This window comes from Xanthomonas bonasiae (genome assembly GCF_014836395.1).
GTDB lineage: Bacteria > Pseudomonadota > Gammaproteobacteria > Xanthomonadales > Xanthomonadaceae > Xanthomonas_A > Xanthomonas_A bonasiae.
The window spans coordinates 21,658-47,995 of record NZ_JACSQX010000017.1 but is presented as its reverse complement, the minus strand read 5'-3'; the positions used below and the strand labels follow the sequence as shown (position 1 = coordinate 47,995).

General features: G+C 70.3%; 29 protein-coding genes. 22 read left to right on the top strand and 7 right to left on the bottom strand.

The features are described from left to right. Positions 1-18: 18 nt before the first annotated feature. On the bottom strand, positions 19-960 hold the full coding sequence (gene pip / locus H9658_RS20880) for a prolyl aminopeptidase (RefSeq protein ID WP_179568184.1): 942 nt from the start codon (positions 958-960) through the stop codon (positions 19-21). A 128-nt stretch (positions 961-1,088) separates the two neighbouring features. Further along, entirely contained in the window at positions 1,089-1,922 is an 834-nt protein-coding gene (gene prmC / locus H9658_RS20875; protein WP_191826799.1) for a peptide chain release factor N(5)-glutamine methyltransferase, read from the bottom strand. A 215-nt stretch (positions 1,923-2,137) separates the two neighbouring features. On the opposite strand from prmC, the gene ahpC reads away from it, so the two are divergent. The 8 genes from ahpC (at position 2,138) to H9658_RS20835 (ending at position 10,304) form a co-directional block, all read left to right on the top strand. Beyond that, the gene (gene ahpC, locus H9658_RS20870) at positions 2,138-2,701 is read left to right on the top strand and encodes an alkyl hydroperoxide reductase subunit C (RefSeq protein ID WP_039007575.1); all 564 of its coding nucleotides are present in this window, start codon (positions 2,138-2,140) and stop codon (positions 2,699-2,701) included. A gap of 202 nt (positions 2,702-2,903) precedes the next feature. Next, positions 2,904-4,493 (top strand): alkyl hydroperoxide reductase subunit F, encoded by a 1,590-nt coding sequence (gene ahpF, locus H9658_RS20865; RefSeq protein WP_191826798.1) that lies wholly within the window; start codon positions 2,904-2,906, stop codon positions 4,491-4,493. A gap of 100 nt (positions 4,494-4,593) precedes the next feature. After that, positions 4,594-5,559: a LysR substrate-binding domain-containing protein gene (locus tag H9658_RS20860; RefSeq protein ID WP_191826797.1), complete on the top strand. Its 966-nt coding sequence runs from the start codon at positions 4,594-4,596 to the stop codon at positions 5,557-5,559. Between the two features lie 103 nt (positions 5,560-5,662). Continuing rightward, complete coding sequence (locus H9658_RS20855; protein WP_191826796.1) at positions 5,663-6,457, top strand: hypothetical protein; 795 nt, start codon at positions 5,663-5,665, stop codon at positions 6,455-6,457. A gap of 98 nt (positions 6,458-6,555) precedes the next feature. Continuing rightward, on the top strand, positions 6,556-6,984 hold the full coding sequence (rnk, locus tag H9658_RS20850; RefSeq protein ID WP_191826795.1) for a nucleoside diphosphate kinase regulator: 429 nt from the start codon (positions 6,556-6,558) through the stop codon (positions 6,982-6,984). A 48-nt stretch (positions 6,985-7,032) separates the two neighbouring features. Beyond that, the gene (tal, locus tag H9658_RS20845) at positions 7,033-7,998 is read left to right on the top strand and encodes a transaldolase (protein WP_191826794.1); all 966 of its coding nucleotides are present in this window, start codon (positions 7,033-7,035) and stop codon (positions 7,996-7,998) included. A gap of 309 nt (positions 7,999-8,307) precedes the next feature. Beyond that, a complete protein-coding gene (locus H9658_RS20840; RefSeq protein ID WP_191826793.1) occupies positions 8,308-8,877 on the top strand; it encodes a type 1 glutamine amidotransferase family protein in 570 nt (189 codons plus the stop codon). 197 nt (positions 8,878-9,074) lie between these two features. After that, positions 9,075-10,304, top strand: a complete 1,230-nt coding sequence (locus H9658_RS20835) for a hypothetical protein (RefSeq protein WP_191826792.1) — start codon at positions 9,075-9,077, stop codon at positions 10,302-10,304. 116 nt (positions 10,305-10,420) lie between these two features. On the opposite strand, the gene msrA is transcribed toward H9658_RS20835, so the two are convergent. Then, positions 10,421-11,071: a peptide-methionine (S)-S-oxide reductase MsrA gene (gene msrA, locus H9658_RS20830; protein ID WP_191826791.1), complete on the bottom strand. Its 651-nt coding sequence runs from the start codon at positions 11,069-11,071 to the stop codon at positions 10,421-10,423. A 126-nt stretch (positions 11,072-11,197) separates the two neighbouring features. Continuing rightward, a complete protein-coding gene (locus H9658_RS20825; protein ID WP_179568209.1) occupies positions 11,198-11,713 on the bottom strand; it encodes an SgcJ/EcaC family oxidoreductase in 516 nt (171 codons plus the stop codon). A 127-nt stretch (positions 11,714-11,840) separates the two neighbouring features. Here H9658_RS20825 and H9658_RS20820 point away from each other — a divergent pair, with 127 nt between their 5' ends. Genes H9658_RS20820 through H9658_RS20810 form a run of 3 tightly spaced genes read left to right on the top strand, consistent with a single transcriptional unit; the run spans position 11,841 to position 14,904 of the window. Then, on the top strand, positions 11,841-12,539 hold the full coding sequence (locus tag H9658_RS20820) for a helix-turn-helix transcriptional regulator (protein WP_191826790.1): 699 nt from the start codon (positions 11,841-11,843) through the stop codon (positions 12,537-12,539). Beyond that, positions 12,536-14,446, top strand: coding sequence for an ATP-binding protein (locus tag H9658_RS20815; RefSeq protein WP_191826789.1), 1,911 nt, complete (start codon positions 12,536-12,538; stop codon positions 14,444-14,446). Before H9658_RS20820 ends, H9658_RS20815 begins: the two co-directional genes overlap by 4 nt. Beyond that, on the top strand, positions 14,443-14,904 hold the full coding sequence (locus H9658_RS20810) for a response regulator (RefSeq protein ID WP_179568215.1): 462 nt from the start codon (positions 14,443-14,445) through the stop codon (positions 14,902-14,904). The genes H9658_RS20815 and H9658_RS20810 overlap by 4 nt, the downstream gene beginning before the upstream one ends. 100 nt (positions 14,905-15,004) lie before the next feature. On the opposite strand, the gene H9658_RS20805 is transcribed toward H9658_RS20810, so the two are convergent. Further along, on the bottom strand, positions 15,005-15,232 hold the full coding sequence (locus H9658_RS20805; RefSeq protein WP_010340670.1) for a putative signal transducing protein: 228 nt from the start codon (positions 15,230-15,232) through the stop codon (positions 15,005-15,007). 12 nt (positions 15,233-15,244) lie between these two features. After that, the gene (locus tag H9658_RS20800; RefSeq protein WP_191826788.1) at positions 15,245-15,886 is read right to left on the bottom strand and encodes a glutathione S-transferase family protein; all 642 of its coding nucleotides are present in this window, start codon (positions 15,884-15,886) and stop codon (positions 15,245-15,247) included. A gap of 98 nt (positions 15,887-15,984) precedes the next feature. Between H9658_RS20800 and H9658_RS20795 the strand changes: the two genes are divergently transcribed. The 7 genes from H9658_RS20795 to rlmM all read left to right on the top strand — a co-directional run bounded on the left by H9658_RS20795 (position 15,985) and on the right by rlmM (position 22,161). Further along, the gene (locus tag H9658_RS20795; RefSeq protein WP_191826787.1) at positions 15,985-17,739 is read left to right on the top strand and encodes a glutamine--tRNA ligase/YqeY domain fusion protein; all 1,755 of its coding nucleotides are present in this window, start codon (positions 15,985-15,987) and stop codon (positions 17,737-17,739) included. Positions 17,740-17,877: 138 nt separating this feature from the next. After that, complete coding sequence (locus tag H9658_RS20790) at positions 17,878-18,615, top strand: helix-turn-helix transcriptional regulator (RefSeq protein WP_191826786.1); 738 nt, start codon at positions 17,878-17,880, stop codon at positions 18,613-18,615. A 71-nt stretch (positions 18,616-18,686) separates the two neighbouring features. Beyond that, positions 18,687-19,640, top strand: coding sequence for a DMT family transporter (locus H9658_RS20785; protein WP_191826785.1), 954 nt, complete (start codon positions 18,687-18,689; stop codon positions 19,638-19,640). A 51-nt stretch (positions 19,641-19,691) separates the two neighbouring features. After that, positions 19,692-20,084 carry an STN domain-containing protein gene (locus H9658_RS20780; RefSeq protein ID WP_191826784.1) on the top strand — a complete coding sequence of 131 codons (393 nt, stop codon included), beginning with the start codon at positions 19,692-19,694 and terminating at the stop codon, positions 20,082-20,084. Between the two features lie 61 nt (positions 20,085-20,145). After that, entirely contained in the window at positions 20,146-20,526 is a 381-nt protein-coding gene (locus tag H9658_RS20775) for a hypothetical protein (protein WP_191826783.1), read from the top strand. Beyond that, on the top strand, positions 20,526-21,086 hold the full coding sequence (locus tag H9658_RS20770) for a nucleoside deaminase (protein ID WP_191826782.1): 561 nt from the start codon (positions 20,526-20,528) through the stop codon (positions 21,084-21,086). Before H9658_RS20775 ends, H9658_RS20770 begins: the two co-directional genes overlap by 1 nt. Before the next feature lie 34 nt (positions 21,087-21,120). After that, complete coding sequence (gene rlmM / locus H9658_RS20765) at positions 21,121-22,161, top strand: 23S rRNA (cytidine(2498)-2'-O)-methyltransferase RlmM (protein ID WP_191826830.1); 1,041 nt, start codon at positions 21,121-21,123, stop codon at positions 22,159-22,161. 169 nt (positions 22,162-22,330) lie between these two features. Here the strand turns inward: rlmM and H9658_RS20760 are convergent, their stop codons facing one another. Beyond that, positions 22,331-23,446 (bottom strand): Gfo/Idh/MocA family protein, encoded by a 1,116-nt coding sequence (locus tag H9658_RS20760; RefSeq protein WP_191826781.1) that lies wholly within the window; start codon positions 23,444-23,446, stop codon positions 22,331-22,333. Positions 23,447-23,579: 133 nt separating this feature from the next. On the opposite strand from H9658_RS20760, the gene H9658_RS20755 reads away from it, so the two are divergent. From H9658_RS20755 to H9658_RS20740, 4 genes are all read left to right on the top strand, one after another. Then, complete coding sequence (locus tag H9658_RS20755) at positions 23,580-24,494, top strand: SMP-30/gluconolactonase/LRE family protein (protein WP_191826780.1); 915 nt, start codon at positions 23,580-23,582, stop codon at positions 24,492-24,494. A gap of 96 nt (positions 24,495-24,590) precedes the next feature. Then, positions 24,591-25,313, top strand: coding sequence for a hypothetical protein (locus H9658_RS20750; RefSeq protein ID WP_191826779.1), 723 nt, complete (start codon positions 24,591-24,593; stop codon positions 25,311-25,313). 49 nt (positions 25,314-25,362) lie between these two features. Further along, positions 25,363-25,773 carry an EF-hand domain-containing protein gene (locus tag H9658_RS20745; protein ID WP_191826829.1) on the top strand — a complete coding sequence of 137 codons (411 nt, stop codon included), beginning with the start codon at positions 25,363-25,365 and terminating at the stop codon, positions 25,771-25,773. Positions 25,774-25,912: 139 nt separating this feature from the next. Then, positions 25,913-26,230 carry an EF-hand domain-containing protein gene (locus H9658_RS20740; protein WP_191826778.1) on the top strand — a complete coding sequence of 106 codons (318 nt, stop codon included), beginning with the start codon at positions 25,913-25,915 and terminating at the stop codon, positions 26,228-26,230. Positions 26,231-26,338: the final 108 nt, after the last annotated feature.

The window sequence follows — 26,338 nt, the reverse complement described above, 5'->3', positions numbered from 1 at the left end:
CCCCCCGCCATGCCCGCCTCAGGCAAAGGCGTCGGTGGCGCGCACCAGGGCGTCGACGTTCTCGACCTCGAACGCGGAATGGCCCGCGCTCGGGGTGATCTCAAGCGTCGCCTTCGGCCAGGCCTTGTGCAGCTCCCAGGCGCTCTGCAGCGGGCACACCACGTCGTAGCGGCCCTGCACGATCACCCCGGGGATGTCGGCGATCCTGCCCGCGTCGCGCAGCAACTGGTCTTCGACCTCGAAGAAGCCGCCGTTGACGAAGTAGTGGTTCTCGATGCGCGCGAACGCCAGCGCGAACTGCGCGTCCTCGTGGCCGCTGACGAAATCCGCGTCCACGTGCAGGAAGCTGGTGGCGCCTTCCCACACGCTCCACGCGCGCGCCGCGGCCAGGCGCGTGGCCTGGTCGTCGCTGGTCAGGCGGCGATGGAACGCGGAGATCAGGTCGGCGCGCTCCACCGGCGGAATCGCGGCGACGTAGTGCTCCCAGGCATCGGGGAACAGCCGGCTGGCGCCTTCCTGGTAGAACCACTCCAGCTCCCAGCGGCGCAGCATGAAGATGCCGCGCAGCACCAGTTCGGTGACGCGCTGCGGATGGGTCTGCGCGTAGGCCAGCGCCAGGGTCGAACCCCAGCTGCCGCCGAACACCTGCCAGCGCGCGATGCCGAGCGTCTCGCGCAGCGTCTCGATGTCGGCGACCAGATCCCAGGTGGTGTTGTCGACCAGGTCCGCATGCGGGGTGGAGCGGCCGGAGCCGCGCTGGTCGAACAGCACGATGCGGTACTTGGCCGGATCGTGGAAGCGGCGCATCTTGGCATTGCAGCCGCCGCCCGGCCCGCCGTGCAGCAGCACCACCGGCTTGCCCTGCGGGTTGCCGCACTGTTCGTAGTACAGCGTGTGGCGCGCGTCCACCGGCAGCATGCCGCTGTCGAACGGTTCGATCTCGGGATACAGCGTACGCATGGCGGCTCCTGCTCGAAAACGGTGCTTGAAAACTGGATTTTACCCGCGGATGGCGTGGCCCTGCGGCGTCCGCCGTCGCCGTTCGCTCACGCCGGCTTCCGGCGCAGACACGGCTGGCGGCGCTCGAATCAGCCAGCCGGCCAACATCCCAGGCTGACCCGGTCGCGCGCTTCCAGGTCCTGGTAGGTGGCCACGGCAGCGAAGCCGGCATCCGCCAGCAGCGCGCGCACGCCCTCGCCCTGCTCCCAGCCGTGCTCCAGCAGCAGCCAGCCGCCCGGCAACAGATGCGCCGATGCGCCGGCGACGATCAGCCGAATGTCGTCCAGGCCGTCGGCGCCGGACGCCAGTGCGCTGGCCGGTTCGTAGCGCAGGTCGCCCTGCGCCAGGTGCGGGTCGCCGGCGGCGATGTAGGGCGGGTTGCTGGCGATCAGGTCGAAGCGCTGACCGGCCAGCGGCGCCAGCCAGGGACCGTGGGCGAAACGGACGTTGTGCAGGCCGTGCGTGCGCGCATTGGCTTGCGCCACCGCCAGCGCCGCGTCGCTCAGGTCGGTGGCCAGCACCCGCGCCTGCGGCCGTTCGCTGGCCAGCGCCAGCGCGATCGCGCCGCTGCCGGTGCCCAGGTCGGCGGCGCGGCGGCCCGGCGCCGTGTCCAGCCGCTCCAGCGCCAGTTCCACCAGGCGCTCGGTGTCCGCGCGCGGGATCAGCGTGGCCGGGCCGACCGCCAGGTCCAGGGTCCAGAAGCCGCGACGGCCGGTCAGGTAGGCCACCGGTTCGCCCTGCGCGCGCCGCGCCAGCAGGGCATCGAAGCGCTCCGCCGCCTCCGTGGGCAACGGATCGCGGGCGTGCGCGAACAGCCAGGCGCGGTCGCGCTGCAGGGCGTGGATCAGCAAGGCTTCGGCATCGGCGCGGTCGATCCGCGTGCTGGCCGCGCGCAGCAGGGACTCGGGGGTGGGGGCGTTCATCGGCGTCACGATGCCGCAGCGGCCTGGAAAAGCCAACGTGGTAGAACCATTGAACGGTGTGCGCCCACCGCAGCGCAGCAAAGAGCCAGGCTTGAATAGCGATAGGCCAAACCTATCTATTCAATTCCATCAATCGATTTGAGATATCTATCGACCCCTCCTATGATGAGCCTCGTTCTATCCCCCGTTCCCCTTCGCAACCACGAGGAAACTCCATGTCTCTGATCAACACCCAGGTCCAGCCGTTCAAGGCCAACGCCTACAAGAACGGCGAATTCATCGAAGTCACCGACGCGGACCTGAAGGGCAAGTGGTCGGTGCTGATCTTCATGCCGGCCGCCTTCACCTTCAACTGCCCCACCGAAGTGGAAGACGCCGCCGACAATTACGCCGAGTTCCAGAAGATCGGCGCCGAGGTCTACATCGTCACCACCGACACCCATTTCTCGCACAAGGTGTGGCACGAGACCTCGCCGGCCGTCGGCAAGGCGCAGTTCCCGCTGGTCGGCGACCCGACCCACCAGCTGACCCGCGCGTTCGGCGTGCACATCGACGAGGAAGGCCTGGCCCTGCGCGGCACCTTCGTGATCAACCCGGAAGGCGTGATCAAGACGCTGGAAATCCACGACAACGCGATCGCCCGCGACGTCACCGAGACCCTGCGCAAGCTCAAGGCCGCGCAGTTCGTCGCCTCGCATCCGGGCGAAGTGTGCCCGGCCAAGTGGAAGGAAGGCGAAAAGACCCTGAAGCCGTCGCTGGACCTGGTCGGCAAGATCTAAGCCGCGCCCCACTCCCATCTCCGCCGTTTCGGCGGGGGTGGGGGTGAACCGCAGCCCGCGTCGCGGTCGGTACGCCCGCCTCACGCCAGCCACCGGCAGCGCGCGCCGGCTGCGGTTCACCCCTCCTCCCAATTCTCTACGGCGCTCTGCCCCCGCGGCAGCAACGCCTTCCCCTCGCTTTGCCCATCGTCAGGAGTCCGCCATGTTGGATGCCGATCTGAAAACCCAGTTGAAGGCTTACCTGGAGCGGGTCGTTCGGCCCATCCACATCACCGCGTCGGTGGACGACGGCGCCAAGTCGCGCGAGATGCTCGACCTGCTCGAGGACCTGGTGCTGCTGTCGGACCAGATCAGCCTGGACGTGCACCGCGACAGCGCCGAGCGCACCCCGTCGTTCGCGCTGACCAGTCCCGGCCACGACATCCACCTGCGCTTCGCCGGGCTGCCGCTGGGCCACGAGTTCACCTCGCTGGTGCTGGCGCTGCTGCAGGTCGGCGGGCATCCGTCCAAGGCCACCGCCGAGGTCATCGAGCAGGTGCGCAACCTGCCCGGCGAGTACGTGTTCGAGACCTATTTCTCGCTGTCCTGCCAGAACTGCCCGGACGTGGTGCAGGCGCTGAACCTGGCCGCGGTGCTGAACCCGAACATCAAGCACGTGGCGATCGACGGCGCGCTGTTCCAGGACGAGGTGGAGGCGCGGCAGATCATGTCGGTGCCCACCGTGTACCTCAACGGCGAAGTGTTCGACCAGGGCCGCATGAGCCTGGAGCAGATCGTGGCCAAGCTCGATACCGGCGCGGCCAAGCGCGACGCGGCCAACATCGCGGCCAAGGCGCCGTTCGATGTGCTGGTGATCGGCGGCGGCCCGGCCGGCGCGGCGGCGGCGATCTATGCGGCGCGCAAGGGCATCCGCACCGGCGTGGCGGCCGAGCGTTTCGGCGGCCAGGTGCTGGACACCATGGCGATCGAGAACTTCATTTCGGTGCAGGAGACCGAAGGCCCGAAGATGGCCGCGGCGCTGGAGCAGCACGTGCGCCAGTACGACGTGGACATCATGAACCTGCAGCGCGCCGAGCAGCTGATTCCGGCCGGCGCCGACGGCCTGGTCGAGATCAGGCTGGCCAACGGCGCGTCGCTGAAGAGCCGCAGCGTGATCCTGTCCACCGGCGCGCGCTGGCGGCAGATGAACGTGCCCGGCGAGGACCAGTACCGCAACAAGGGCGTGGCCTATTGCCCGCACTGCGACGGCCCGCTGTTCAAGGGCAAGCGCGTGGCGGTGATCGGCGGCGGCAACTCCGGCGTGGAGGCGGCGATCGACCTGGCCGGCATCGTCAGCCATGTCACCCTGGTCGAGTTCGACGCCAAGCTGCGCGCCGACGAAGTGCTGCAGCGCAAGCTGCGCAGCCTGGGCAACGTGGACATCCTCGTCAACGCGCAGAGCACCGAGGTGCTGGGCGACGGCAGCAAGGTCACCGGGCTGGTCTACAAGGAGCGCGTCGGCGGCGACGTCCACCGCGTGGCGCTGGAAGGCATCTTCGTGCAGATCGGCCTGCTACCCAACACCGAATGGCTGCAGGGCACGGTGGCGCTGTCGCCGCGCGGCGAGATCGTCGTCGACGACCGCGGCCAGACCTCGCTACCCGGCGTGTTCGCCGCCGGCGACGCCACCACGGTGCCGTACAAGCAGATCATCATCGCCATGGGCGAAGGCTCCAAGGCGGCGCTGAGCGCGTTCGACCACCTGATCCGCAGCAGCGCGCCGGTCAGCAGCGCGGTCGCCGAAGCGGCCTGATGCGCGACCGCCCCGCGCCGCGACCCGGCGCGGGGCCTATGCTGTCCCGGGGGGCGACTGGCCCCACGCCGCGCCGAACGCACCGCCAAGGAACCTGCCGATGAACCTGCGTGATCTGAAATACCTGGTGGCGCTGGCCGATCACAAGCATTTCGGGCGCGCCGCGGCGGCCTGTTTCGTCAGCCAGCCGACGCTGTCCACGCAGATCAAGAAGCTCGAGGACGAACTGGGCGTGCCGCTGGTCGAGCGCGCGCCGCGCAAGGTCATGCTGACCCCGGCCGGGCGCGAGGCGGCCAGCCGCGCGCGCGGCATCGTCGCCGAGATCGAGCAGATGAAGGAAGCAGCGCGGCGCAGCCAGGACCCGGAAGCGGGCACGGTGCGCCTGGGCATCTTCCCGACGCTGGGCCCGTACCTGCTGCCGCACGTGATCCCGGGCATCCGCGAGCGCTTCCCGCAACTGGAACTGCTGCTGATCGAGGAAAAGAGCGACGTGCTGCTGACCCGATTGCGCGAAGGCCGGCTGGATGCGGCGCTGCTCGCGCTGCCGCTGCACGACGACCAACTGCATACCGAATTCCTGTTCGAGGAACCGTTCGTGCTGGCGGTGCCGGATAGCCATCCGCTGGCCCAGCGCGATTCGTTGAGCCTGAGCGAACTGCACCAGCAACGGCTGCTGCTGCTGGAGGACGGCCATTGCCTGCGCGAGCAGGCCTTGGACGTCTGCCATCTGTCCGGCGCGCTGGAAAAGGCCGAATTCCAGGCCACCAGCCTGGAAACGCTGCGGCAGATGGTGGCCGCCAATGTCGGCGTGACCCTGCTGCCCTTGCTGGCGGTGCAGCCGCCGGTGACCAACTCGTCCAATATCCACCTGCTGCGCTTCGACGATGCCTCCGGCCCGAGCCGGCGCATCGCGATGCTGTGGCGCCGCAGCTCGGCGATGAGCGATTTCCTGGAGCAGTTGGCGCAACTGTTCAAGGCGCTGCCCGAGGCGCTGCTGTCGGCCAAGGCCGCACCGTCGGCGCTCGCCCCGACGGCCGCCGCGCTGCCCCGCGCCGCGACGCTCTGAGCACGGCACCGCGCCATTGGCGCAAGGCGCGCGGGCGACGCTAACGCCCGGTTTACGGCCGACGGTGCGACAATCCCGCGATTACCTGTGTAGAGGAATGCGGATGACGTCTATTGGAACCGTGCTCGGCCGCCATCGCAACAATGCGACGCTGTCGATCCTGGTCATGCTGTTCGGCGTGGCGTTGCTGGCCTGCGGCGTGCTGCTGTTCGCGGTGCGCGACAAGGTCGCGCCGGAAGCGGCGCAGACGCTGCAATGGATCATGCTCGGCCTGGCCTTGGTCGGCGTGTTGACCCTCCTGCTGGGCTGGGCGATCCGCCGCGGCGGCTGGGAACAGGGCGAGCTGGGCGTGCGCCAGTTTCCCGAGCGCAGCGACGGCACCTATCTCTATCGCGACATCGTCGAGACCTGCCAGTTCTACCGTGCCGGCCTGTCGGTCAACCTGGGCTGGCGGCGCGAAGGCCAGGAACAGTGGCAGGCCGCCAACGGCAACATCGGCGGCTACTACAAGTTCCTCGACCGCTTCATGCACGGCTACCTGCAGGCGCGCGTGCCGGTGCTGATGGCCAGGCTCGATGCCGGGCAGACGCTGAGTTTCCGCATGGTCACCACCGCCGGCGCGATCCGCCGCGAATTCGCGGTCAACATGAAGGGCTTCACCCGTGGCCCGCTCGAGACGGTGCAGCTGAGCCGCGAGCGCATCGCCTTCGCCGGCAACGAGGTCCGCATCGACGACATCGTCGGCATGGACGTGTCGGCGTGGACCTCGCGCCTGCAGTTCCAGTTGCGCGGCGGCAGCAAGGTCAGCGTCAGCTACACCGCCCTGTTCGACGGCCCGCTGTTGCTGGCGTTGCTGGAGCAACTGCTACCCACGCAACCGCGCGTTACTGCTGTCTGAGCGCGGCCATCGGCCCTGCGGCCGATGCCACGCGGCAGCCAGCGCCATCCGGGCGGCGCCTCGCAGCGCCGCCTTTTTCATGACCCAAGGAGTTTGCCATGTCCTCTCAACCGCAAAGCGGCCTGCCCCCTTCACTGATCGTGTCCAGCCACGACCTGGCCCGTCTGGAGGCCTTGCTCGAATCCCCCGCATTGCAGCAGCACCCGGCCGCGCTCGCGCTGGGCGCAGAACTCGGCCGCGCCACGGTGGTGCCGCCCGAACAGATTCCCGCCGGCATCGTCGCCATGCACTCGCGCGTGGAATGCGAAGACGAACTGCACGGCGAACGCCACCAACTGACCCTGGTCTATCCGCACGAAGCCGATGCCGCGCAAGGCCGCATCTCGGTGCTGGCGCCGGTCGGCAGCGCCCTGCTCGGCCTGGCCGTGGGCCAGTCGATCGACTGGCAGGGCCCCGGCGGCCGTGCGCTGCGGCTGCGCGTGCTCGCGGTGCAGGCCGCAAGCGACTTTGCGCCTGCGGCGGGTTAACGTGCGCGGGTTTATCCTCCATTTCATCCGTTCCGAGAGATACCGATGATGTCTTCCGCTCCTTCCAAACTGGCCCAGCTGCGCGAGTTGTCCGTGGTCGTGGCCGATACTGGCGACTACGATGCGATCAAGCGGCTCAAGCCGGTCGACTGCACCACCAATCCGACCCTGGTGAAGAAAGCCCTGGATTTGCCGGTCTACGCCGAGCTGATTGACGAGGCGCTGGCCTGGGCGCGCAGCCAGGACGGCGACCACGCCGCCCTGGTCGACGAGATCGCCGACCGCCTGACCATCGGCGTGGGCAGCAAGCTCAGCGCGCTGGTGCCCGGGCGGGTGTCCACCGAGGTGGACGCCGACCTGGCCCACGACACCGCCGCGACCATCGCCAAGGCGCACAAGTTCATCGCCATGTACGCCGAACGCGGCGTGCCCAAGGACAAGATCCTGATCAAGGTCGCCGCGACCTGGGAAGGCATCGAGGCCGCGCGCCAGCTGCAGAAGGACGGCATCGACTGCAACCTGACGCTGATCTTCAACCGCACCCAGGCACTGGCCTGCGCCGAGGCCGGCGTGTTCCTGATCTCGCCGTTCGTCGGTCGCATCCTGGACTGGTACGTGGCCAACGGGCAGACCCCGGCCAGCATCGACGACGACCCGGGCGTGCAGTTCGTGCGCGGCGTGTATGCCGAGTTCAAGCGCCGCGGCTCGCAGACCGTGGTGATGGGCGCCTCGTTCCGTTCCACCGCGCAGATCGAGGCGCTGGCCGGCTGCGACCGCCTGACCATCTCGCCGGAGCTGCTGGAAAAGCTCGACGCCGACCATGGCGAGCTGCCGCGCAAGCTGTCGCCCGGCCAGGCCGACGGCGCGCAGATCGTGCCGATCGATGCCAAGCAGTTCGCCACCGACCTGGCCGCCGATCCGATGGCGACCGAGAAGCTGGCCAGCGGCATCGACACCTTCGCCAAGGACCTGCAGGCGCTGCGCGACACGATCCGGCAGAAGCTGGCGGCCTGAGCGCAGCCTGCAACGGCACGACCCAGGAGCGGCGGCAACGCCGCTCTTTTTTTGCGGGGAATGTGAAAACGGGAATGGGGAATGGGCGAAGCGGGTCTCCGCTTTGCGTTCGATTCCCGATTCGCTGCGGACTCCATCGTAGTTGAGACGCGATAGCCCGCTGCACACAGCGTGGATGCGGCAACGCGGTCTGACGCCAAGGACACGCACAGACCCGATGCACGCGTGACAGCGGTCGTGCGGCATAGCGTTGGCGCCGCCGCAACCCTCCGCTCGCTATGCTGCCTACCTCACAGCAGAGGGACGGCAATGGCAACGATCGCGGTAGTGATGGTCGACGGCGTGGCGGACTGGGAGATCGGCACCGTCCTGCCGGCGGCGCGGGCCTGGTTCGGCGACGAGATCAGGATCGCCAGCATCGACGGCAAACCGGTCACCTCGATCGGCGGACTGAGCCTGCACCCGGAATACGCGTTGTCGGACCTGGCGCCGCTGGAGGCGGACCTGTGGCTATTGCCGGGCAGCGAACGCTGGCAGGCCGGCGAGATTCCCGGACTCAGCGCGCTGCTGCAGCAACGCATCGACGCCGGGCGCGCGGTCGCGGCGATCTGCGGTGCGACCCTGGCGCTGGCCTACGCCGGGCTGCTCGACACGCGGCCGCATACCAGCAATTCCGAAGCCTTCCTGCGCGAGCACGCCAGCGTCTACGCCGGGACGGCGCACTACCTGGACCAGAAAGTGGCCAGTGCCGACGGACTGATCACCGCACCCGGCACCAGCCCGGTCGGCTTCGCGGTGGAATGCCTGCGCGTGCTGCATCCCGAGCGCGAGGAACAGATCGCGCAGATGCGGCAGATGTTCGCGGCCGAGTTCGTGTAGTGCGGCCAGTGCCGACTGTCATGCAGACGACGGCCGCGACGGTTGCCTACACTAGTCGCCGCCGTAGGCCCAGGCACGACAGCTGCGCCATGCAGCGCGCCTGCGTGGACTGAGCGCGTCGCCGCGCCGGGCAATGGCGACCACGCGACAACGGGTGTCGCGATGGCATTGCCGCAGCGTTCACAGGGAGATTGTGCATGCGCAGATGGAGAGCGCGTCGTTTCGTTTTGCTGGCGCTTGCCGCTGCCGTGGCCCCGGGCGTGGCCGCCGCGCCTGCGCCGACCCGGGTCGCGATCCTGGGCGTGGAGCACGCGGCGCAACTGGTGTCCGAGCACGACCAGCCCGGCGTCCTGGCCGCGTTCCTGGAGCAACTCGCACCGGACGCGGTGTGCATCGAGCGCCCGCCGGAGCAGTCTGCACGCGGCGACTACTACGAGTACACCTACGAGGTGCAGGGCGTGATCCTGCCGTATGCCGCGGCGCATCCGGTCGCCCTGTGCCCGATCGACTGGATGCCGCCGGTGGAGGACGCCAAGCTCGGCTTCGGCGTGGACCTGGACACGCCATTGGAGATCCGGCGGGCGCAGGGATTCCAGGGGTTCCTGTCCTTCCCCGACAAGGCCATCCTGCACCGCGACTTTTTCGCCGCGGACGCGGCCGAAAACGTGGCCGCGGTGCGGCAGTGGGCCCAAACCCCGGCGCCGCGCGCCGATCTCGACCTGCCGCGCCGCCTGTACCTGTACCGCACCTTCCTGCAGGCCCAGCGCATACGCGCCGCGGCGATGGCGCACCCGGGCAAGACGCTGCTGGTCGTGGTGGGCTATTTCCACAAGCCGGACCTGGAGGCGATCCTCGCCCACGATCCGTCGATTGCGCTGGTCCAGCCGTCCGCGCTGGGGCGCCCTGCGGCCGAAGCAATCGAGCGCGCCACCACCGCGGCGCACCGCGCGGCGATCCTCGCCTTCAACCTGCTCGGCACGCAGGCCGACACCGGCAACGTCGACTGGGCGTGGATGACGCGCGTCCTGGACGCCTACGCCGCCGATGCGCCCCCCGCCGAAACGGCGCTGTTGCGCATCCGCCTGGCGCTGTTGAGCGGACGCATCGCGCCGAGCGAGGCGCTGCGCCGCTACGCCGGGCTCGCCAAGGAGGCCCCCGCCGACCTCGCGTTCGGCTGGACCGGGGTGCAGGACCGCACGCGGCTGGATTCCTTCTTCGATCCGTTCGGCAACCTGACGGTGCGCCAGCGCGCGTCGCTCGAACTGGCGCGGACCTGCTACGCCCTCGGCCGGAACCGCGAGGGCGACGCGGCGATCGAACGGGTCAAGGCCGAGCTGTCGCCGCGCAAGGCACTGCAACTCGCCGGCTATGCGCTGCGGCTGCGTCCCGCCGTCGCCAGCGGTCGCAGTGCAAGCGCCGCCAAATGATCGGCGTGCGCTGACGGGCGCGAGCGCGCCATTGCCGGTGGCGGCGGCAGCACGCGTCCCGCGCCCGCGCCGCCGCGCCGGTCCTGCCCCGCGCCGGCGGCGCGGGGACGGGTTGCTCAGGCCTCCAGCCCCAGCGGGCAACTGACTCCAGTGCCGCCCAATCCGCAGTAGCCGCCCGGATTCTTGGCCAGGTATTGCTGGTGCTCGTCCTCGGCGTAGTAGAACGGCGGCGCCGGGAACAGGATCTCGGTGGTGATCTCGCCGTAGCCGGCCGCGCGCAGGCGCTGCTGGTAGGCGTCGCGGCTGGCGATGGCCGCGTCGTACTGCGCCTGCGTGCTGCAGTAGATCGCCGAGCGGTACTGGGTGCCGGTGTCGTTGCCCTGGCGCATGCCCTGGGTCGGATCGTGGCTCTCCCAGAAAGTCTGCAGCAACTGCTCGAAGCCCACCGCCTGCGGGTCGAACACCACCAGCACCGCCTCGGTGTGGCCGGTCTGGCCGGAGCACACTTCCCGGTAGGTGGCGTTGGGCGTCTGCCCGCCGGCGTAGCCGACCGCGGTGCTGAACACGCCCGGCAGCGACCAGAACTTGCGCTCGGCGCCCCAGAAGCAGCCCAGGCCGAACTGCACCTGTTGCAGGCCGGCGAACGCGTCGCGCAGCGGGTGGCCTATGACGAAGTGGCGGTTGTGCAGCGGCAGCGGCTCCGCGCGGCCGGGCAGGCTTTCGCCCGGGCGCGGCAGGCGCTGCTTGAAGGCACCGATTCCCAACATGGCGCGGACTCCTGGCATCGAAAGGGATGCCTCCTGGATGGCGCTGCCGGCACCGGCTTTCAAGGTGCGTGCGGCGCCCTTCCGTGGCGGTGGGCCGCCATGGGCCCACGCCACGCGTCCGCCAGGTCAGTGCGCTGCGGTCCTGCTGCCGCCGTCCGCCAGTTCCGGCATCGCCGAGCTGTGGTGGTTGATGATCAGCCAGCGGCCGTCGCGCTTCTCGTAGACGAAGGTGTAGCGCGCCTGCACCTGGCGGGTGCTGCCGTCCGGATTGGTCAGGGTGAAGGTGTAGACGCCGGCATCGACCGCGCTGTCGTCGTCGAGCAGCCGCACCTGGCGGTAGTTGATGACGCCGCGCGGCTTGGCCGCCAGGAAGTGGTCGAAGTAGTCCTTGATCTCGGCGCGGCTGGCGCGGACCTGGTTGGACACGGTCGGCAGCAGCACGCCGTCGCGGGCATACAGGTCGGCGACGCGGTCGGCGTTGCCGGTGGCCAGCGCCGCGTTCCAGCGGTCGAACAGGCCGGCGATCTCGCGCTCCTCGCCCGCCGCCGGCAGCGACGGCCGGGCGTCGTAGTGCATCGCCGGGGCCGCCAGCGCGGCGGTGGCGGACAGGCTCAGGACCAGGGTGAACAGGATGCGACGCATGGTGGATCTCCGCTGTGGATGAGGGAATGCCGTCTCGGGGCGAAGCCAGTATTGGCAGCGGCGGCTTGCGCAAAATCCGCTGGGCGGCATATCCTCGAATATGCCGATCGGCATAGTGGAGAGCATCATGCAACCCCCTCTCAATGCGGGCCAATGGCGGCAGGCGCTGCGCCGCGAAGCGGCCGACAGCGCACGCTGGCAGGCCGTGGCCGACGCCGCCGACGCGGTGACGCGCGCCAGCGGCGCCGAGCAGGCCGGGGCCGACGCGCTGCGCCTGGCGCGGGAGCTGGTGGATGCGCCGCACGCCGCGGTACTGGCGCTGCGCGGCAGCCGCAGCCTGGTGCTGGCCAGCCATGGCGACGCGCTGCCGCCCGGCGCCAGCGTCGCCAGCGACGGCCCGGCGCTGTCCTGGCGCCTGGCCGCGCGCGCGGGCGACGCGGCCGAACTGTGCGTGCCGATCGCCGCGCTGGGCGCCACGCTGGGCACGCTGTGCCTGGGCTGGAACGCGCGCATGGCGCCGGCACCGGGCGACGTGCAGGCGATCGCGACCATCGCCGCGCTGCTGGCGCCGGCGGTGGCCGAACCGGCGCGCGCGCCGCGGCGCCGCAAGCCGGCGCAACCGGACCGGCTCGGCGCGCTCAGCGCGCGCGAACGGCAGGTGCTGGCGCTGCTGCCGCGCGGCCTGACCAATGCCGGGCTGGGCGCGGAACTGGGCATTTCCGCCGGCACCGCCAAGGTCCACGTGGAGCGCATCCTGCAGAAGCTGCAGGTGTCCGATCGCACCCAGGCGGCGGTGTACGCGGTGCAGGCGGGGATGGCGCTGTGAGCGCGGCCACGCTGCGCTGGAACGATTGGCCGCTGACCCGCAAGAGCCTGGCGGTGGTCGCGCTGCCGCTGTTGCTGCTGCTGGCGGCATTGGTGGCGATCTACAGCGTGGAACGGCAGAACATCGCCGCCGAGAACGACGTGCGCCAGACCCTGGAAGTGCTCAGCGACCTGTACGAGGCGCATGCGCTGCTGGCCGAGACCGCGGCAGGCGTGCGCGGCTACCGGCTGGTGCGGCAGGACGCGTTCCTGACCCCGTACCGCGACGCCGAGCCGCGCCTGCAGACCGTGGTGCAGCGTCTGGCGCAGCGCATCACCGACCCGCGGCAGGCGCAGCGCTTCGCCCGCATCCAGCCGCTGTTCGCGGAGAAGATGCAGGGCTGGCGCCGGCTGCTGGCGCCGGACTTGAGCCGCGAGGAAGAGATCCGCCAGCTCAGCGAAGGCAAGGTCAAGCTCGACATCCTGCGCGCCGAACTGCGCGAGCTGCGCAACTACGAGACCGCGCAGTTGCAGGTCCGCACCGCCAAGGCGCAGGCGCTGCGCCAGCGCAACCTGCTGATCACCCTGTGCGCGGCGATGCTCGGCGGACTCGGCGCGGTGTTCGCGGTGGCCTGGTTCGCCTCCTCGCTGTCGCGGCGGCTGCGCGTGCTCTCCGCCAATGCCGACCGCCTGGGCGAAGGCCTGCCGCTGGCGCCGCAACTGCGCACCGGCGACGAACTGGGCCAGGTCGCGCAACGCCTGGACCAGGCCAGCACCCTGCTCGCCGCGCGTGCCGCCGAAGCGCAGTCGGCGCGGCGCGAGGCCGAGGCCGCCAACCGCGCCAAGACCGAGTTCCTGTCGCGCAGCAGCCACGAGCTGCGCACCCCGCTCAACGCCATCCTCGGCTATGCGCAGGTGCTGGAGATGGACCTGCCCGGCGCCGCGCAGCGCGGCCAGCTGCAGCACATCCTCGGCGCCGGGCGGCACCTGCTCGGGCTGATCACCGAGCTGCTGGACATCGCCCGCATCGAGGCCGACCAGCTCGACCTGAGCCCGCAGCCGGTCCCGGTGCGCGCGGCGATCGAGGAAGCGCTGGGCCTGGTCGCGCCCGAGGCGAAGACCCGCGGCATCGCCCTGCAACCGCTGCAGGTCCCGCCCGCCTGGACCGTGCGCGCCGATCCGCAGCGCCTGCGCCAGGTGCTGATCAACCTGCTGTCGAACGCGATCAAGTTCAACCGCCCCGGCGGCGCGGTGCGGGTCAGCGCCGAGCAGCAGGGCGAATTCCTGTGCATCGCCGTGCACGACCAGGGCCACGGTCTGTCGGCCGAGCAGGTGCAGCGCCTGTTCACCCCGTTCGAGCGGCTCGGCGCGGAGCGTTCGGCGATCGAAGGCACCGGCCTGGGTCTGGCGTTGAGCAAGCGCCTGACCGAAGCGATGGGCGGGCGCATCGTGGTGGAGAGCAGCCCGGAGGGTTCGCGGTTCTGGATCGCGCTGCCGCTGGACCGGCCCGCCGACGCGCCGGTACCGCATCCGGCGATCACCGCGACCGCGGCCGGCGATGGCCAGCGCAGCGTACTCAGCGTCGAGGACAACCCCTCCAACCAGGCGCTGATCCGCACCCTGGCCGAGCGCCGCCCGCACTGGCGCCTGCACGAGGCGGCGACGCTGGCGCAGGCACGCGCGCAGTTGCAACAGGCCCGCCCCGACCTGATCCTGCTCGACCTGCACCTGAGCGACGGCAACGGCGAGGACCTGCTGCGGCAATTGCGCGAGCAACCGCACACCGCGGCGATCCCGGTGGTGGTGGTCAGCGCGGACGCGACGCCCGCCACGCTGGCGCGGGTGCAGGGTGACAACGTGCGCGCCTACCTGACCAAACCGCTGGACGTGGCCGAATTCTTCACCGTTCTGGACCGACACCTCGCATGACCCGCAACGATGTCCTCGCCTCGCGCATCCTGATCGTCGACGACGAACCGGCCAACGTCCGCCTGCTCGAAGACCTGCTGCAGCGCGAAGGCTTCCAGCAGGTGGTGGCGACCACCGACCCGCAACGCGTGCTGGGCCTGGTCTCGGCGTTCGCGCCGGACCTGATCCTGCTCGACCTGATGATGCCGGAGCTGGACGGCTACGCGATCCTGGAGCAGCTGTCGCGGCTGGCCGGCGCGTCCAGCTTCCTGCCGGTGATCGTGCTCACCGCCGACCCCAGCCGCAGCGCGCGCCACCGCGCGCTCGGCCTGGGCGCCAAGGACTTCCTGACCAAGCCGCTGGACACCTTCGAAGTCGCGCTGCGGGTCTGGAACGTCGCCGAGACCACCGTGCTGTTCAAGCGCCTACGCGCCCTGGCCGATCCGGAAGCCGCCCCACCAGGCTGGCGCGCCGATTGATTGAAGGCCGGGATTGGGGATTCGGGATTGGAGATTCGAAAAAGCGGGCCTGCGGCTCTTGCGAATCCCCAATCCCGAATCCCCAATCCCGGCCTCTCGGCTACATCGCCCGCGTCACCTGGCCGCCCAGGCCCAGTGCCGTCAGCACTTCCTGCGCCTTCTCCAGCAGTTCGTCGGCCACGCACACCTGCACCACGCCGAACGGCAGTTCGCCGGCGCCGCCGAGCAGCGCCTCGCCGAACACGAACGCGGTGATGCCGGCATCCTCCAGCGCGTGCTTGGCCAGGTGCGCATCGATCAGGTGCTGAGCGCGGTAGGCGATCTGCATGATGGCCCGCCCTCAGCTACGCGCAGCGACTTCGGCGACCGCGCCGGCGCGCCATTCGCGCATCGCCGGCAAGGCCTCCAGGGCCGCCATGTACTGCGCGGCCGCCGCCGGCACCGCCACCCCGTAGCCGGCGAAGCGCACCGCCACCGGCGCGAACATCGCATCGACGATGCCGAAGTCGCCGCACAGGAACGCCCCGCCGGCGCCGTGGGTCTCGCGCAGCGTCGCCCACAGCTGCACGATGCGCGCAATATCGGCCTGCGCCTCGGCGTCCCAGCGGTAATCGTCGGGCTCGCGGCAGGCCTGCATCGGCAGCTGCCGGCGCAGCGCCAGGAAGCCGGAGTGCATCTCGCAGGCCGCCGCCCGCGCCTGCGCCCGCACCGCCAGGTCGGCAGGCCAGCCGCGGCCGCCCAGCCAGCGCTCGTTGGCGTATTCGCAGATCGCCAGCGAATCCCAGATCTGCAGTTCGCCGTCCCATAGCGCCGGCACCCGCCCGGTCGGCGAATAGGCGCCGATGCGCGCGGCGAACTCGGGCGTGTCCAGCGGCAGCGGCACTTCCTCGAACGGCACCGCGAAGTGCCGCAGCAGCAGCCATGGCCGCAGCGACCACGAGGACAGGTTCTTGTCGCCGATGACCAGACGGGGAAGCGGCATTGGCGCGATCTCGGGGTAGACGGACCCGCATCGTAAGCGGCGGGGCGGCCAGCGGCCAGCTCGGCTAAACTTGCGCTTTACTTTCTGCTGAAGCGCGCATGTCCGAGACCCCCGCCACCGACGCCACCGCCCCGGCCGAGAAGAAAGACTTCATCCGCCAGATCGTCCGCGAGGACCTGGCCAGCGGCAAGCACGCGGCCATCCGCACCCGCTTCCCGCCCGAGCCCAACGGCTACCTGCACATCGGCCACGCCAAGGCGATCTGCCTGGATTTCGGCATCGCCGCCGAGTTCGCCGGGCGCTGCAACCTGCGCTTCGACGACACCAATCCGGCCAAGGAAGACCCCGAGTTCGTCGCCGCGATCCAGGACGACGTGCGCTGGCTGGGCTTCGACTGGGCCGAGTTGCGCCACGCTTCGGACTATTTCGAGGTGTACTACCTGGCTGCCGAGAAGCTGATCCGCGACGGCCACGCCTTCGTCTGCGATCTCTCCGCCGAACAGGTGCGCGAATACCGCGGCACGCTCACCGAACCTGGCCGCAACTCGCCCTACCGCGAGCGCAGCGTCGAGGAGAACCTGGACCTGTTCCGGCGCATGCGCGCCGGCGAGTTCCCCGACGGCGCACGCACCCTGCGCGCGAAGATCGACATGGCCAGCGGCAACATCAACCTGCGCGACCCGGCGCTGTACCGGATCAAGCACGTCGAGCACCAGAACACCGGCAACGCCTGGCCGATCTACCCGATGTACGACTTCGCGCACTCGCTGGGCGACGCGGTGGAAGGCATCACCCACTCGCTGTGCACGCTGGAATTCGAAGACCACCGCCCGCTGTACGACTGGTGCGTGGACAAGGTCGACCTGGCCGGCCATCCCGAGCTGCTGCAGCCGCTGCTGGACAAGGGCCTGCCGCGCGAGGCCGCCAAGCCGCGGCAGATCGAGTTCTCGCGCCTGAACATCAACTACACGGTGATGAGCAAGCGCAAGCTGACCCAACTGGTGGCCGAGCAGTTGGTCGACGGCTGGGACGACCCGCGCATGTACACCCTGCAGGGCCTGCGCCGGCGCGGCTACACGCCGGCGGCGCTGCGCCTGCTGGTGGACCGGGTCGGCATCAGCAAGCAGAACTCGGTGATCGACTTCTCGGTGCTGGAAGGCTGCCTGCGCGAGGACCTGGATGCCGCCGCGCCGCGGCGCATGGCGGTGATCGACCCGCTCAAGCTGGTGCTGGGCAATCTGCCGGAAGGCCACAGCGAGACGCTGAGCTTCTCCAACCATCCCAAGGACGAATCCTTCGGCACGCGCGAGGTGCCGTTCTCGCGCGAACTGTGGATCGAGCGCGAGGATTTCGCCGAAGTCCCGCCCAAGGGCTGGAAGCGGCTGGTGCCGGGCGGCGAAGTGCGCCTGCGCGGCGCCGGCATCGCCCGCGTCGACGAGGTGATCAAGAACGATGCCGGCGAGATCGTCGAGCTGCGCGGCTGGCTGGATCCGGAGTCGCGTCCCGGCATGGAAGGCGCCAACCGCAAGGTCAAGGGCACCATCCACTGGGTCAGCGCCGCGCATGCGGTGGAGGCCGAGATCCGCCTGTACGACCGCCTGTTCTCGGTGGAAAAGCCCGACGACGAATCCGACGGCAAGACCTACCGCGACCACCTCAACCCGGCCTCCAAGCGCAGCGTGCGCGGCTACGTGGAGCCGGCCGCCGCGCAGGCCGCGCCGGAGCAGGCGTTCCAGTTCGAGCGCAGCGGCTACTTCGTCGCCGATCGCTACGACCACAGCGCGGCCACGCCGGTGTTCAACCGCAGCGTGACCCTGCGCGACACCTGGACCGGTGGCCAGGGCGCAGCCTGACCCAATCGCGCCGCGCCACCGGCGCGGTTTCCGGCATGCGCTGCCTGAGCGCATGCCGTGCCGCTATGGCCGCCCCGGCGCCACAGTCGCCAGCGTCGCGCTTTCCAACGGCATTGCCGGCGCGTTAGCGTAGCGTCCATGTCGCCCGCCCCCACCCTGAGCCTGCGCAGCTACGGCCGCGACGGCCATGCCCACCAGCACGCACACGTGCAGATCGTGCTGCCGCTGCAGGGCGAACTGGAAATCGAGGTGGGCGGACGCGGCAGCCGCCTGGATGCGTTCCGCGCGGCCGTCGTCGCACCGCACACCTCGCACGCGCAGTCGGCACAAGGCGACAACCGCTTCCTGGTGCTGGACTGCGATGCGGCCGGGTTCGACGACCACGCACTCGAACGCCTGCAGCGCGCGCCCTTCCTGGACCTGACGCCGCAACTGCAACGCCTGCTGGCCTCGCTCGACCCCGTGCAGCCCGGCACCGGCGCTGCGGCCTGCGCAGCGCTGGCGCTGCGCCAGCTGCGCACGCAGCGCCGCGCATGGGCGCGGCTGCAGGAACTGTGCCTGCGCATCGAGGACGCCCCGGGCCAGCCGTGGCCGGTGGAACGCATGGCGCAGGCCGCGCACCTGAGCGTGAGCCGCCTGCATGCGCTGTTCCGCGAAGCGCTGGGGCGCACGCCGCAGGCGTGGCTGTCGGCGCGGCGGCTGGACTGGGTGCGGCGGCAACTGGCGTACGGCGAGCGCCCGATCGCGCAACTGGCGCTGGACAGCGGCTATGCCGACCAGAGCGCGCTGACCCGCGCGCTGCGGCGCCAGACCGGACACACGCCTGCCGCCTATCGCCGACGCCATCGGGCGGCCACCGTGGCGCCGGACCAGTAGCCTGGGACAAGCCGGGGCGGCACGCGCAAGGCCATGCTGGCGCACTACGCAACGAAGCAACAGGACACGGCATGCGCAAGCGTTTGTGGGCGGGAGTGGGCAGCGGCGTGGCGGCCGGCGCCTTGTGGGGACTGGTGTTCCTGGCGCCGCAATTGCTGGCCGGGTTCTCGCCGCTGCAGCTGTCGGTGTCGCGCTACCTGGCCTACGGCGCGGTCGCCGCGCTGCTGCTCGCGCCGCGCTGGCGCGCCGCCACCGCGGCGCTCGGGGCGCCGGAATGGTGGGCGCTGCTGCGGCTGAGCCTGCTCGGCAACATCGTCTACTACGTGTTGCTGGGCAGCGCGGTGCAATGGGCCGGCGGCGCGGCCACGGCCCTGATCATCGGCCTGCTGCCGGCGGTGGTCACCGTGCTCGGTTCGCGCGCGGCCGGCGCGATGCGGTTGCGCCGGCTGGCCGCGCCATGCGCGCTGTGCGTGCTCGGCGTGGCCCTGGTCGCGGCACAGACGCTCGACGCCGCGCACCCGGCGCAGACCAGCGTGGGCACGCGCGCGGCCGGGCTGGCGTGCGCGGTCGGCGCGCTGGCGTGCTGGGCGGCGTATTCGGTCAAGAACGCCGGCTGGCTCGCGCGCCGGCCCGAGATCTCCGGGCGCGATTGGTCGATGCTGACCGGCGTGGTCACCGGCGCATTGGCGCTGACCCTGGCGATCCCCGCGTTCGCGTTCGGCCACGGCCATGCGGCGGCGGACTGGGCGCGGTTCTGGGGCGTGGCGATCGTGCTGGGCGTGTTCGCCTCGTTGATCGGCAACGCCTGCTGGAATCACGCCAGCCGGCTGCTGCCGCTGACCCTGGTCGGGCAGATGATCGTGTTCGAAACCGTCTTCGCGCTGCTCTACGGTTTCCTGTGGGAGGCGCGCTGGCCCACCCCGCTGGAGACACTGGCGATCGCCTGCCTGCTGGTGGGCGTGCTGTGGTGCGCCTGGCTGCACGCGCCTGCGCCGGTGCGCAAGCCGGATGCAACCTTGGGTTAAGGCACGCCGCCTAGACTTCACGCGTCGTCCCCAGCACCAGGAAATCCCGCCATGTCCGCTGCGTTGCGCACCTCCTGCATCAGCCTTGCGTTGCTCGCCCTGCTCGCCGGGTGCGACATGGCACCGTCTTCCGCTCCCTCGCAAGCCGCCGCGACGCCCGCACCCGCGCCGGCATCTGCGCCGCCAGCGGCGCAAGGCAAGTGCGACGCCGTGCCCGACCACGATTACGACATGCCGGCCGCACGCTTCGACGAAACCGCACAGCAGCTGGCGCATGCCACCGGTTGCGGCATCGTCTACGACGACCAGTCGCTGTCGCCGGTGCAGGTCAATGCGGTGAAGGGCCGGATCAGCATCCGCCAGGCGATCCACCAGGCCATCGACGGCACCGCGCTCCGGGTCAAGCAGGAAACCGCCGATACGATTGCCGTCGGCCGCCGCTGAGTTGCCGGCGCCGCGGCCATGCGCGTTAGGATGGCAGCGGTCTCTCGCACGGAAGGTCGCCATGTCCACTCGTCTTGCGCTGTTGCTGTGCTGCCTGTGCCTGTTCGCCGGCACCCTCGTCTTCAGCGGCTGCGCGCGCAGCGAAGGCGCCAAGCCCGCCGCGCCCGGTTTGCCGGTGAAGGTGGACACCAGTTGCCGCAGCGACGCCGACTGCGCGGTCAAGGACGTCGGCAACTGCTGCGGCGCGATGCCGGCCTGCGTCAACCGCGACAGCCCCACCGATCCGCAGAGCGTGATGGCGCAATGCCAGGCCAGCGGCCGCATGAGCGTGTGCGGCTCGCGCGCGATCAGCGGCTGCCAGTGCGTGGCCGGGCAATGCAGCGCCAAGGGCGCGCAAGCCGATACACTGCGCGACCCCCAGCCTGCCGAACCCGTCCGCTGATGCTCTACGCGCAAGTCCACCTCACCCTGCCCGCCTGGATCCACGAGGCGGTCGATCCGCAGGCGGTCTATCCCGGCGATGCCGACAAGGTGGCGCTGGCGGTGGAACTGTCGCGGCTGAACGTGGACGCCGGCAGCGGCGGTCCGTTCGGCGCGGCGGTGTTCGGCCCGGACCACCGCATCATCTCGGTCGGCGTGAACCGGGTGGTGCCGCAGACCACGTCGCTGGCGCACGCCGAGAACATGGCCTACATGCTCGCGCAGCAGCGCCTGCAGACGCCGCGGCTGAACGTGGCGCTGTCGCCGGTGACCCTGGCGACCTCGGCGCAACCGTGCTGCCAGTGCTACGGCGCCACCATCTGGGCCGGCATCGACCGCCTTCTGATCGGCGCCAGTGCCGAGGACGTGATGGCGCTGACCCCGTTCGACGAAGGCCCGCTGCCGGCGGACTGGATCGGCGAACTGGAGCGCCGCGGCATCGAGGTGGTGCGCGGCCTGCATCGCGACGCCGCCTGCGCGGTGTTGCGCCGCTACGGCGAGCTCGACAGCCCCCGCTACTGACCGCCGCCCGGCGAAGGCTTCCTCCATGTCCTCCCTGAACGGCCTGCTGTGCTACTGCCGGCAAGGCTTCGAGCCCGAACTGGCGGCCGAACTGAACGATCGCGCCGCGCGCGCCGACCTGCCGGCCTACGCGCGCACCGAACGCAACAGCGGCTACGCGCTGCTGGTCTGCGAGACCGCCTTGCCGCCGCGCGCGCTGCCGTGGCGCGGGCTGATCTTCGCGCGGCAGAAACTGCGCCTGCTGGCCGAACTGCGCGAGCTGGATCCCAGCGACCGGATCGCGCCGATGCTGCAGGCGCTGGCCGGGCACAGCCGCTTCGGCGACCTGTGGGTGGAGCACCCGGATTCGGACGAAGGCAAGCAGCTGTCCGGGCTGGCGCGCAGTTTCGGCAATGCGCTGCGTCCGGCGCTGCGCAAGGCCGGCCTGCTCAGCGACAAGCCGCAGCCGAAGCTGCCGCGCCTGCACGTATGCTTCCTCGCCGGCACCCACGCCTTGCTGGCCGTTGCCGACAGCGACGACAGCGCGCCGTGGCCGCTGGGCATTCCGCGCCTGAAGCTGCTGTCGGAGGCGCCCTCGCGCTCGGCGCTGAAACTGGAAGAAGCGCTGCTGGCGCTGCTGGCGCCGGAGGAGCGCGAAGTGCTGCTCAAGCCCGGCATGCGCGCCGCCGACCTGGGCGCTGCGCCCGGCGGCTGGACCTGGGTGCTGACCCGCCAGCACCTGCACGTGACCAGCGTCGACAACGGCCCGCTGCGCCAGCACGTGCTCGACAGCGGCCTGGTCGATCACCTGCGCGCCGACGGCTTCCACTGGAAGCCGCCGCAGGCGCTGGACTGGATGGTCTGCGACATGGTCGAACAGCCGCGCCGCGTCGCCGAACGCATGGGCACCTGGTTCCGCGAAGGCTGGTGCCGGCACGCGATCTTCAACCTCAAGCTGCCGATGAAGAAGCGCTGGGACGAGACCCAGCTGTGCCTGGACCTGTTCGCCGAACGCGCCGAGCGCCCGCTGCAGATCCGCGCCAAGCAGCTCTACCACGACCGCGAAGAGATCACCGTGCTGGCGATGCCGGCCTGACGTTGCGGGCGCCCACTGCGCCCGCCAACAGCGCCTCCTGTAGAGGAGCGGCTTCAGCCGCGACAGGACGTTACCGGCGAGATCCTGTCGCGGCTGAAGCCGCTCCTGCAGGAAATCGAAGCAAGCGTACCCAACGTCGCGCGGCCGTGGCCCCGCAACCACCGCACCGCTACAGCACGATCCGCTTGCCACCCTCGCGCGCCGAACGCTGGATCGCGTCGATCACGCGCATGTCGCGCAGGCCTTCCTCGCCCGGCGCGCGCAGCGGCGTGCCGTCGAGGATCGCCAGCGCGTCCTCGTCCATCTGCAGCGCCTGCTGGTGGCGCACCTTCGCGTCGAACACGCGGCCGTCGCTGGCGCTGCCGCGGATGCCGTCGTAGCTCTGGAACGGCGCCAGTTCGTACCAGCCGCGCTCGCACTCGGCGCGCAGCCGGTTCATGCTGCGGCCGAAGCTGGTGGCGCAGTCGGCGAGCACTTCGTGCGGGAATTCCAGCTTGAACTGCATGTGTTCGTCGACCTCGTCGAACAGCGCCGGCCGGTCGGTGGAACGGTGCGCGCTGACCGCCAGCGGTTCGGCGCCGACCGTGTAGCGCGCCGCATTGAGCGAATACACGCCCATGTCGTACATCGCGCCGCCGCCGAACTGCGCGCGCAGCCGCCACGGCCGCTGCGCCGGATCGGTGTCACCGTAGCCGTTGTAGCCGGCCTCGGCGCGCACCGTGCGCAACGCGCCGAACGGGCGCTCGCCGGCCAGCGCGATGATCCGCCGCGTGTTCGGCTCGTGCTGCATGCGGTAGCCGATGCTCAGCCGCACCTTGTTGCGCGCGCAGGCGGCGATCATCGACTGCGCCTCGTCGGCATGCATCGCCATCGGCTTCTCGCACCACACGTGCTTGCCTGCGGCGGCCGCACGCAGGCTCAGCGGCGCATGCAGATAGGTCGGCGTGACCACGTAGACCACGTCGATGTCCGGGTTGTCGGCGATGCGCTCCAGGTCGTCGTAGCTGTAGACGTTGCGATCGGGAATGCGGTAGCGCGACTGCCACTGCGGAATCTTGTGCGGCGAGCCGGTGACGATGCCGGCCAGCCGGCAGTGCCTGGTCAGCGCCAGGCCCGGCGCCAGGCGCGTGCTGGCGTAATCGCCCAATCCGACCAGCGCCACCCCCAGCGGTTTCTTCGGCTTGCCGCGCGGGGCCGCCAACAACGGCGATCCCAACAGGCCTGCGCCCGCGGCGGACAGCCCGGCGAGCAGCACACGGCGACGATTCGGCGAGGACAGCGACATGCGGATCTCCCTGGCGGCCGGACACGGACCGCCCGAACCTTAACGCATCCAGCGCCCGGCGTTGTGAGCGCCATCCCGGCGCCGCCGGCACCTCTGGCACACTGCCCGGCCCTGCACCGCTTCGGGTCTGTCCATGTCCATTCGCCTGCCGTTTCCCGCCGCTGCCGGCGTTGCGCTGCTGCTCGCCTGCACCGCGGCCTCCGCAGCGAACGCCGACCTGTTCCGCGCCCGCGACCTGATCGGCGACGGCGTATTCACCCACGGCATCGAAGGCCCGGCGAGCGGCCCGGACGGCGCGCTGTACGCGGTCAACTTCGGCCACGAGGGCAGCATCGGCCGGGTCAGCGTCGCCGCCGATGGCCGCGCGCAGGCGGCGTTGTTCGTGGACCTGCCCGCGGGCAGCATCGGCAACGGCATCCGTTTCGACCGTGCGGGGCGCATGTACGTGGCCGACTACGCCCAGCACCGCATCCTGCGCATCGCACTGACCAGCAAGCGCATCGAGGTCTATGCGACGCTGCCCGGGGCGTTCCAGCCCAACGACATCGCCATCGCCCCGGACGGCACCCTGTACGCCAGCGACCCGGACTGGAAAGGCAACGGCGGCCAGCTGTGGCGCATCGACCGCGACCGCAGCGCGCACCTGATCGAGACCGGCATGGGCACCACCAACGGCATCGAGGTCAGCCCCGACGGCAAGCGCCTGTACGTCAACGAGAGCGTGCAGCGCAAGGTCTGGGTCTACGACCGCGCCGGCGACGGCACGCTGTCGAACAAGCGCCTGCTGCTGGCGTTCCCCGATTTCGGCCTGGACGGCATGCGCTGCGACGCCGACGGCAATCTGTACCTGGCCCGCTACGACGCCGGCAAGGTGCTGGTGCTCGATCCCGCCGGCAGGATCCTGCACGAGATCGCCACCAAGGGCGCCAAGCCCACCAACGTGGCCTTCGGCGGCAAGGACGGACGCGACGTGTACGTGACCCTGCAGGACCGCGGCGCGATCGAGACCTTCCGCAGCGATCACCGCGGGCGCGAATACGGACGTTAGTCCATACAATGGCGCTGGGATGCGCATCGCATCGTCGTCTCAGTCCGCGCAATCGCGGTCGGGCATCCTGCCTGCACTGACTGGAGAGCCGCGCACATGCAGCCGATCGAACTGAAAGACCCGGCCGGCTTCGCCGACGAATTCCTGCGCCTGACCCTGTTGCAGGGGTTCCAGTCGCTGACCAAGCGCGACCTGGAGTTGCTGATCTTCGTGCTGCTGGAACGCGACGGCGCGATCTCGCGCAGCGACTCCAACAACGCGGTGGCGCTGCGCCTGCGGGTGACCCCGGCCAAGGTGAAGGGCCTGCGCCGCGACGGCTATGCGCGCTGGCGCGCGCTGGTGCCCGAAGACGGCGACGCGGCCCTGGAGCGCATCGTGGCGACGGTGCTCACCGAAGACAACCTGCGCGCCGGGGCCAAGCACGTCAGCGAACGCAGCAAGAAGGAAGGCTTCCTGGCGATCCGCATCGAGCATCCGGACGACCAGCAGCGCTTCGAGCAGGCCATCGTCGATGTGGGTGCGATGCCGGTGTACGAGCGCAACCGCGACGTGGTCGCGGTGCGCTTCGACACCTTGCTGAAGATCGCCGAGCGCTGGGGCTACCTGCAACCGAAACCGGAGAAGGTGGTGCGCGAGCTGGAAAAGCTCACCCCGACCGCCGAGGAAGTGGCGGACCTGTTGAAGAAGGACGTGGGCAAGCTACGCTGGGAGGACGTGCGCCGCGCGCTCAACAGCCTCGGCGCCAAGGCCATCGCCAGCACCGCCGAGGGCGGGCTGAAGGGATTGCTGAAACTGGCGTTCCCGTTCATCCCTGGCTGAGCCTGCCCGCGCCGTCCCATCATTCGAACCATCGGAGTCCGTTGTGTCCATGCACTGCCGTTCGTCCCTCGCCGCCTTTCTGCTGGCCGCCGCCATCGTCCCGGCCGCCGCGCAGAACCTCAACCCGACCTCGAGCGTCGTCACCGAGCCGTTGCGCGACGTGCCGGCGAGCATCGTGCAGGCGCAGCCGCTGAGCAGCGGTGAGGTGACCCACCAGGTGCGGCTCGAGGTCCCGCATGGCCAGGCGCCGGTCACCGTGCGCACGGTCCAGCCCGACACCGTCGCCGGCAACTACCGCATCGACTTCGACGCGCTGGACAGCGACCACGACGGCTACATCAGCCGCAGCGAAGCGCAGGCCAACCCGGCGCTGGCCGACGAATTCGATTCGCTGGATCCGCAACGGCGCGGGCGCCTGAGCCGCGAGCAGCTGGCCGGTTGGTTGCTGCCGCCGTCGTAAGCGGCGACCGCGGCGGCGGCGAGTGGAAACCGGCGCTAAACGCCTTCGGTGGACATGTGTGGCGAGGCGCTTTTTTCAAATCCGCTTAATTTCGCCAGGCCTATGTTCATGGCTCCTTTCCCACCACAGGAGTCGTGCCATGAAATCTGTCGTTGCTCCACTCTTTCCCCTCGCGCTCGGCCTGCTGAGCATCCCGGCACTGGCACTGGCCCAGTCCGGCGGCAATAGCGTCACCCTGCAGGACAAGGGCCAGACCGTGCAGGTCACGTCGGTCGAACCGAACTCGATCGTCGGCCAATACCGCATCGACTTCTCCGCCCTCGACAAGAACCACGACGGCTATATCAGCCGCGCCGAGGCCAAGGCCGACCCGACCCTGGCGGCGGAGTTCGACGCGGTGGACGCGCACCACCGCGGCCGCCTCAGCAAGCAAGACCTGAAGGGCTGGCTCCAGTGACCGTTGCAACCGCCGGCGCAGCAGCGCCGGCGGGACACCACACCGCGCATGCGACACCGACCAGGCCGCGCCTGGCGCGCGTCGCTCCAGGTGCGCCAATCGCACGGC

Excerpts from the sequence above, each read along its gene's own strand:
- pip (WP_179568184.1), bottom strand. The coding sequence starts at position 960 with ATGCGTACGCTGTATCCCGAGATCGAACCGTTCGACAGCGGCATGCTG.
- prmC (WP_191826799.1), bottom strand. The coding sequence starts at position 1,922 with ATGAACGCCCCCACCCCCGAGTCCCTGCTGCGCGCGGCCAGCACGCGG.
- ahpC (WP_039007575.1), top strand. The coding sequence starts at position 2,138 with ATGTCTCTGATCAACACCCAGGTCCAGCCGTTCAAGGCCAACGCCTAC.
- ahpF (WP_191826798.1), top strand. The coding sequence starts at position 2,904 with ATGTTGGATGCCGATCTGAAAACCCAGTTGAAGGCTTACCTGGAGCGG.
- H9658_RS20860 (WP_191826797.1), top strand. The coding sequence starts at position 4,594 with ATGAACCTGCGTGATCTGAAATACCTGGTGGCGCTGGCCGATCACAAG.
- H9658_RS20855 (WP_191826796.1), top strand. The coding sequence starts at position 5,663 with ATGACGTCTATTGGAACCGTGCTCGGCCGCCATCGCAACAATGCGACG.
- rnk (WP_191826795.1), top strand. The coding sequence starts at position 6,556 with ATGTCCTCTCAACCGCAAAGCGGCCTGCCCCCTTCACTGATCGTGTCC.
- tal (WP_191826794.1), top strand. The coding sequence starts at position 7,033 with ATGTCTTCCGCTCCTTCCAAACTGGCCCAGCTGCGCGAGTTGTCCGTG.
- H9658_RS20840 (WP_191826793.1), top strand. The coding sequence starts at position 8,308 with ATGGCAACGATCGCGGTAGTGATGGTCGACGGCGTGGCGGACTGGGAG.
- H9658_RS20835 (WP_191826792.1), top strand. The coding sequence starts at position 9,075 with ATGCGCAGATGGAGAGCGCGTCGTTTCGTTTTGCTGGCGCTTGCCGCT.
- msrA (WP_191826791.1), bottom strand. The coding sequence starts at position 11,071 with ATGTTGGGAATCGGTGCCTTCAAGCAGCGCCTGCCGCGCCCGGGCGAA.
- H9658_RS20825 (WP_179568209.1), bottom strand. The coding sequence starts at position 11,713 with ATGCGTCGCATCCTGTTCACCCTGGTCCTGAGCCTGTCCGCCACCGCC.
- H9658_RS20820 (WP_191826790.1), top strand. The coding sequence starts at position 11,841 with ATGCAACCCCCTCTCAATGCGGGCCAATGGCGGCAGGCGCTGCGCCGC.
- H9658_RS20810 (WP_179568215.1), top strand. The coding sequence starts at position 14,443 with ATGACCCGCAACGATGTCCTCGCCTCGCGCATCCTGATCGTCGACGAC.
- H9658_RS20805 (WP_010340670.1), bottom strand. The coding sequence starts at position 15,232 with ATGCAGATCGCCTACCGCGCTCAGCACCTGATCGATGCGCACCTGGCC.
- H9658_RS20800 (WP_191826788.1), bottom strand. The coding sequence starts at position 15,886 with ATGCCGCTTCCCCGTCTGGTCATCGGCGACAAGAACCTGTCCTCGTGG.
- H9658_RS20795 (WP_191826787.1), top strand. The coding sequence starts at position 15,985 with ATGTCCGAGACCCCCGCCACCGACGCCACCGCCCCGGCCGAGAAGAAA.
- H9658_RS20790 (WP_191826786.1), top strand. The coding sequence starts at position 17,878 with ATGTCGCCCGCCCCCACCCTGAGCCTGCGCAGCTACGGCCGCGACGGC.
- H9658_RS20785 (WP_191826785.1), top strand. The coding sequence starts at position 18,687 with ATGCGCAAGCGTTTGTGGGCGGGAGTGGGCAGCGGCGTGGCGGCCGGC.
- H9658_RS20780 (WP_191826784.1), top strand. The coding sequence starts at position 19,692 with ATGTCCGCTGCGTTGCGCACCTCCTGCATCAGCCTTGCGTTGCTCGCC.
- H9658_RS20775 (WP_191826783.1), top strand. The coding sequence starts at position 20,146 with ATGTCCACTCGTCTTGCGCTGTTGCTGTGCTGCCTGTGCCTGTTCGCC.
- H9658_RS20770 (WP_191826782.1), top strand. The coding sequence starts at position 20,526 with ATGCTCTACGCGCAAGTCCACCTCACCCTGCCCGCCTGGATCCACGAG.
- H9658_RS20760 (WP_191826781.1), bottom strand. The coding sequence starts at position 23,446 with ATGTCGCTGTCCTCGCCGAATCGTCGCCGTGTGCTGCTCGCCGGGCTG.
- H9658_RS20755 (WP_191826780.1), top strand. The coding sequence starts at position 23,580 with ATGTCCATTCGCCTGCCGTTTCCCGCCGCTGCCGGCGTTGCGCTGCTG.
- H9658_RS20750 (WP_191826779.1), top strand. The coding sequence starts at position 24,591 with ATGCAGCCGATCGAACTGAAAGACCCGGCCGGCTTCGCCGACGAATTC.
- H9658_RS20745 (WP_191826829.1), top strand. The coding sequence starts at position 25,363 with ATGCACTGCCGTTCGTCCCTCGCCGCCTTTCTGCTGGCCGCCGCCATC.
- H9658_RS20740 (WP_191826778.1), top strand. The coding sequence starts at position 25,913 with ATGAAATCTGTCGTTGCTCCACTCTTTCCCCTCGCGCTCGGCCTGCTG.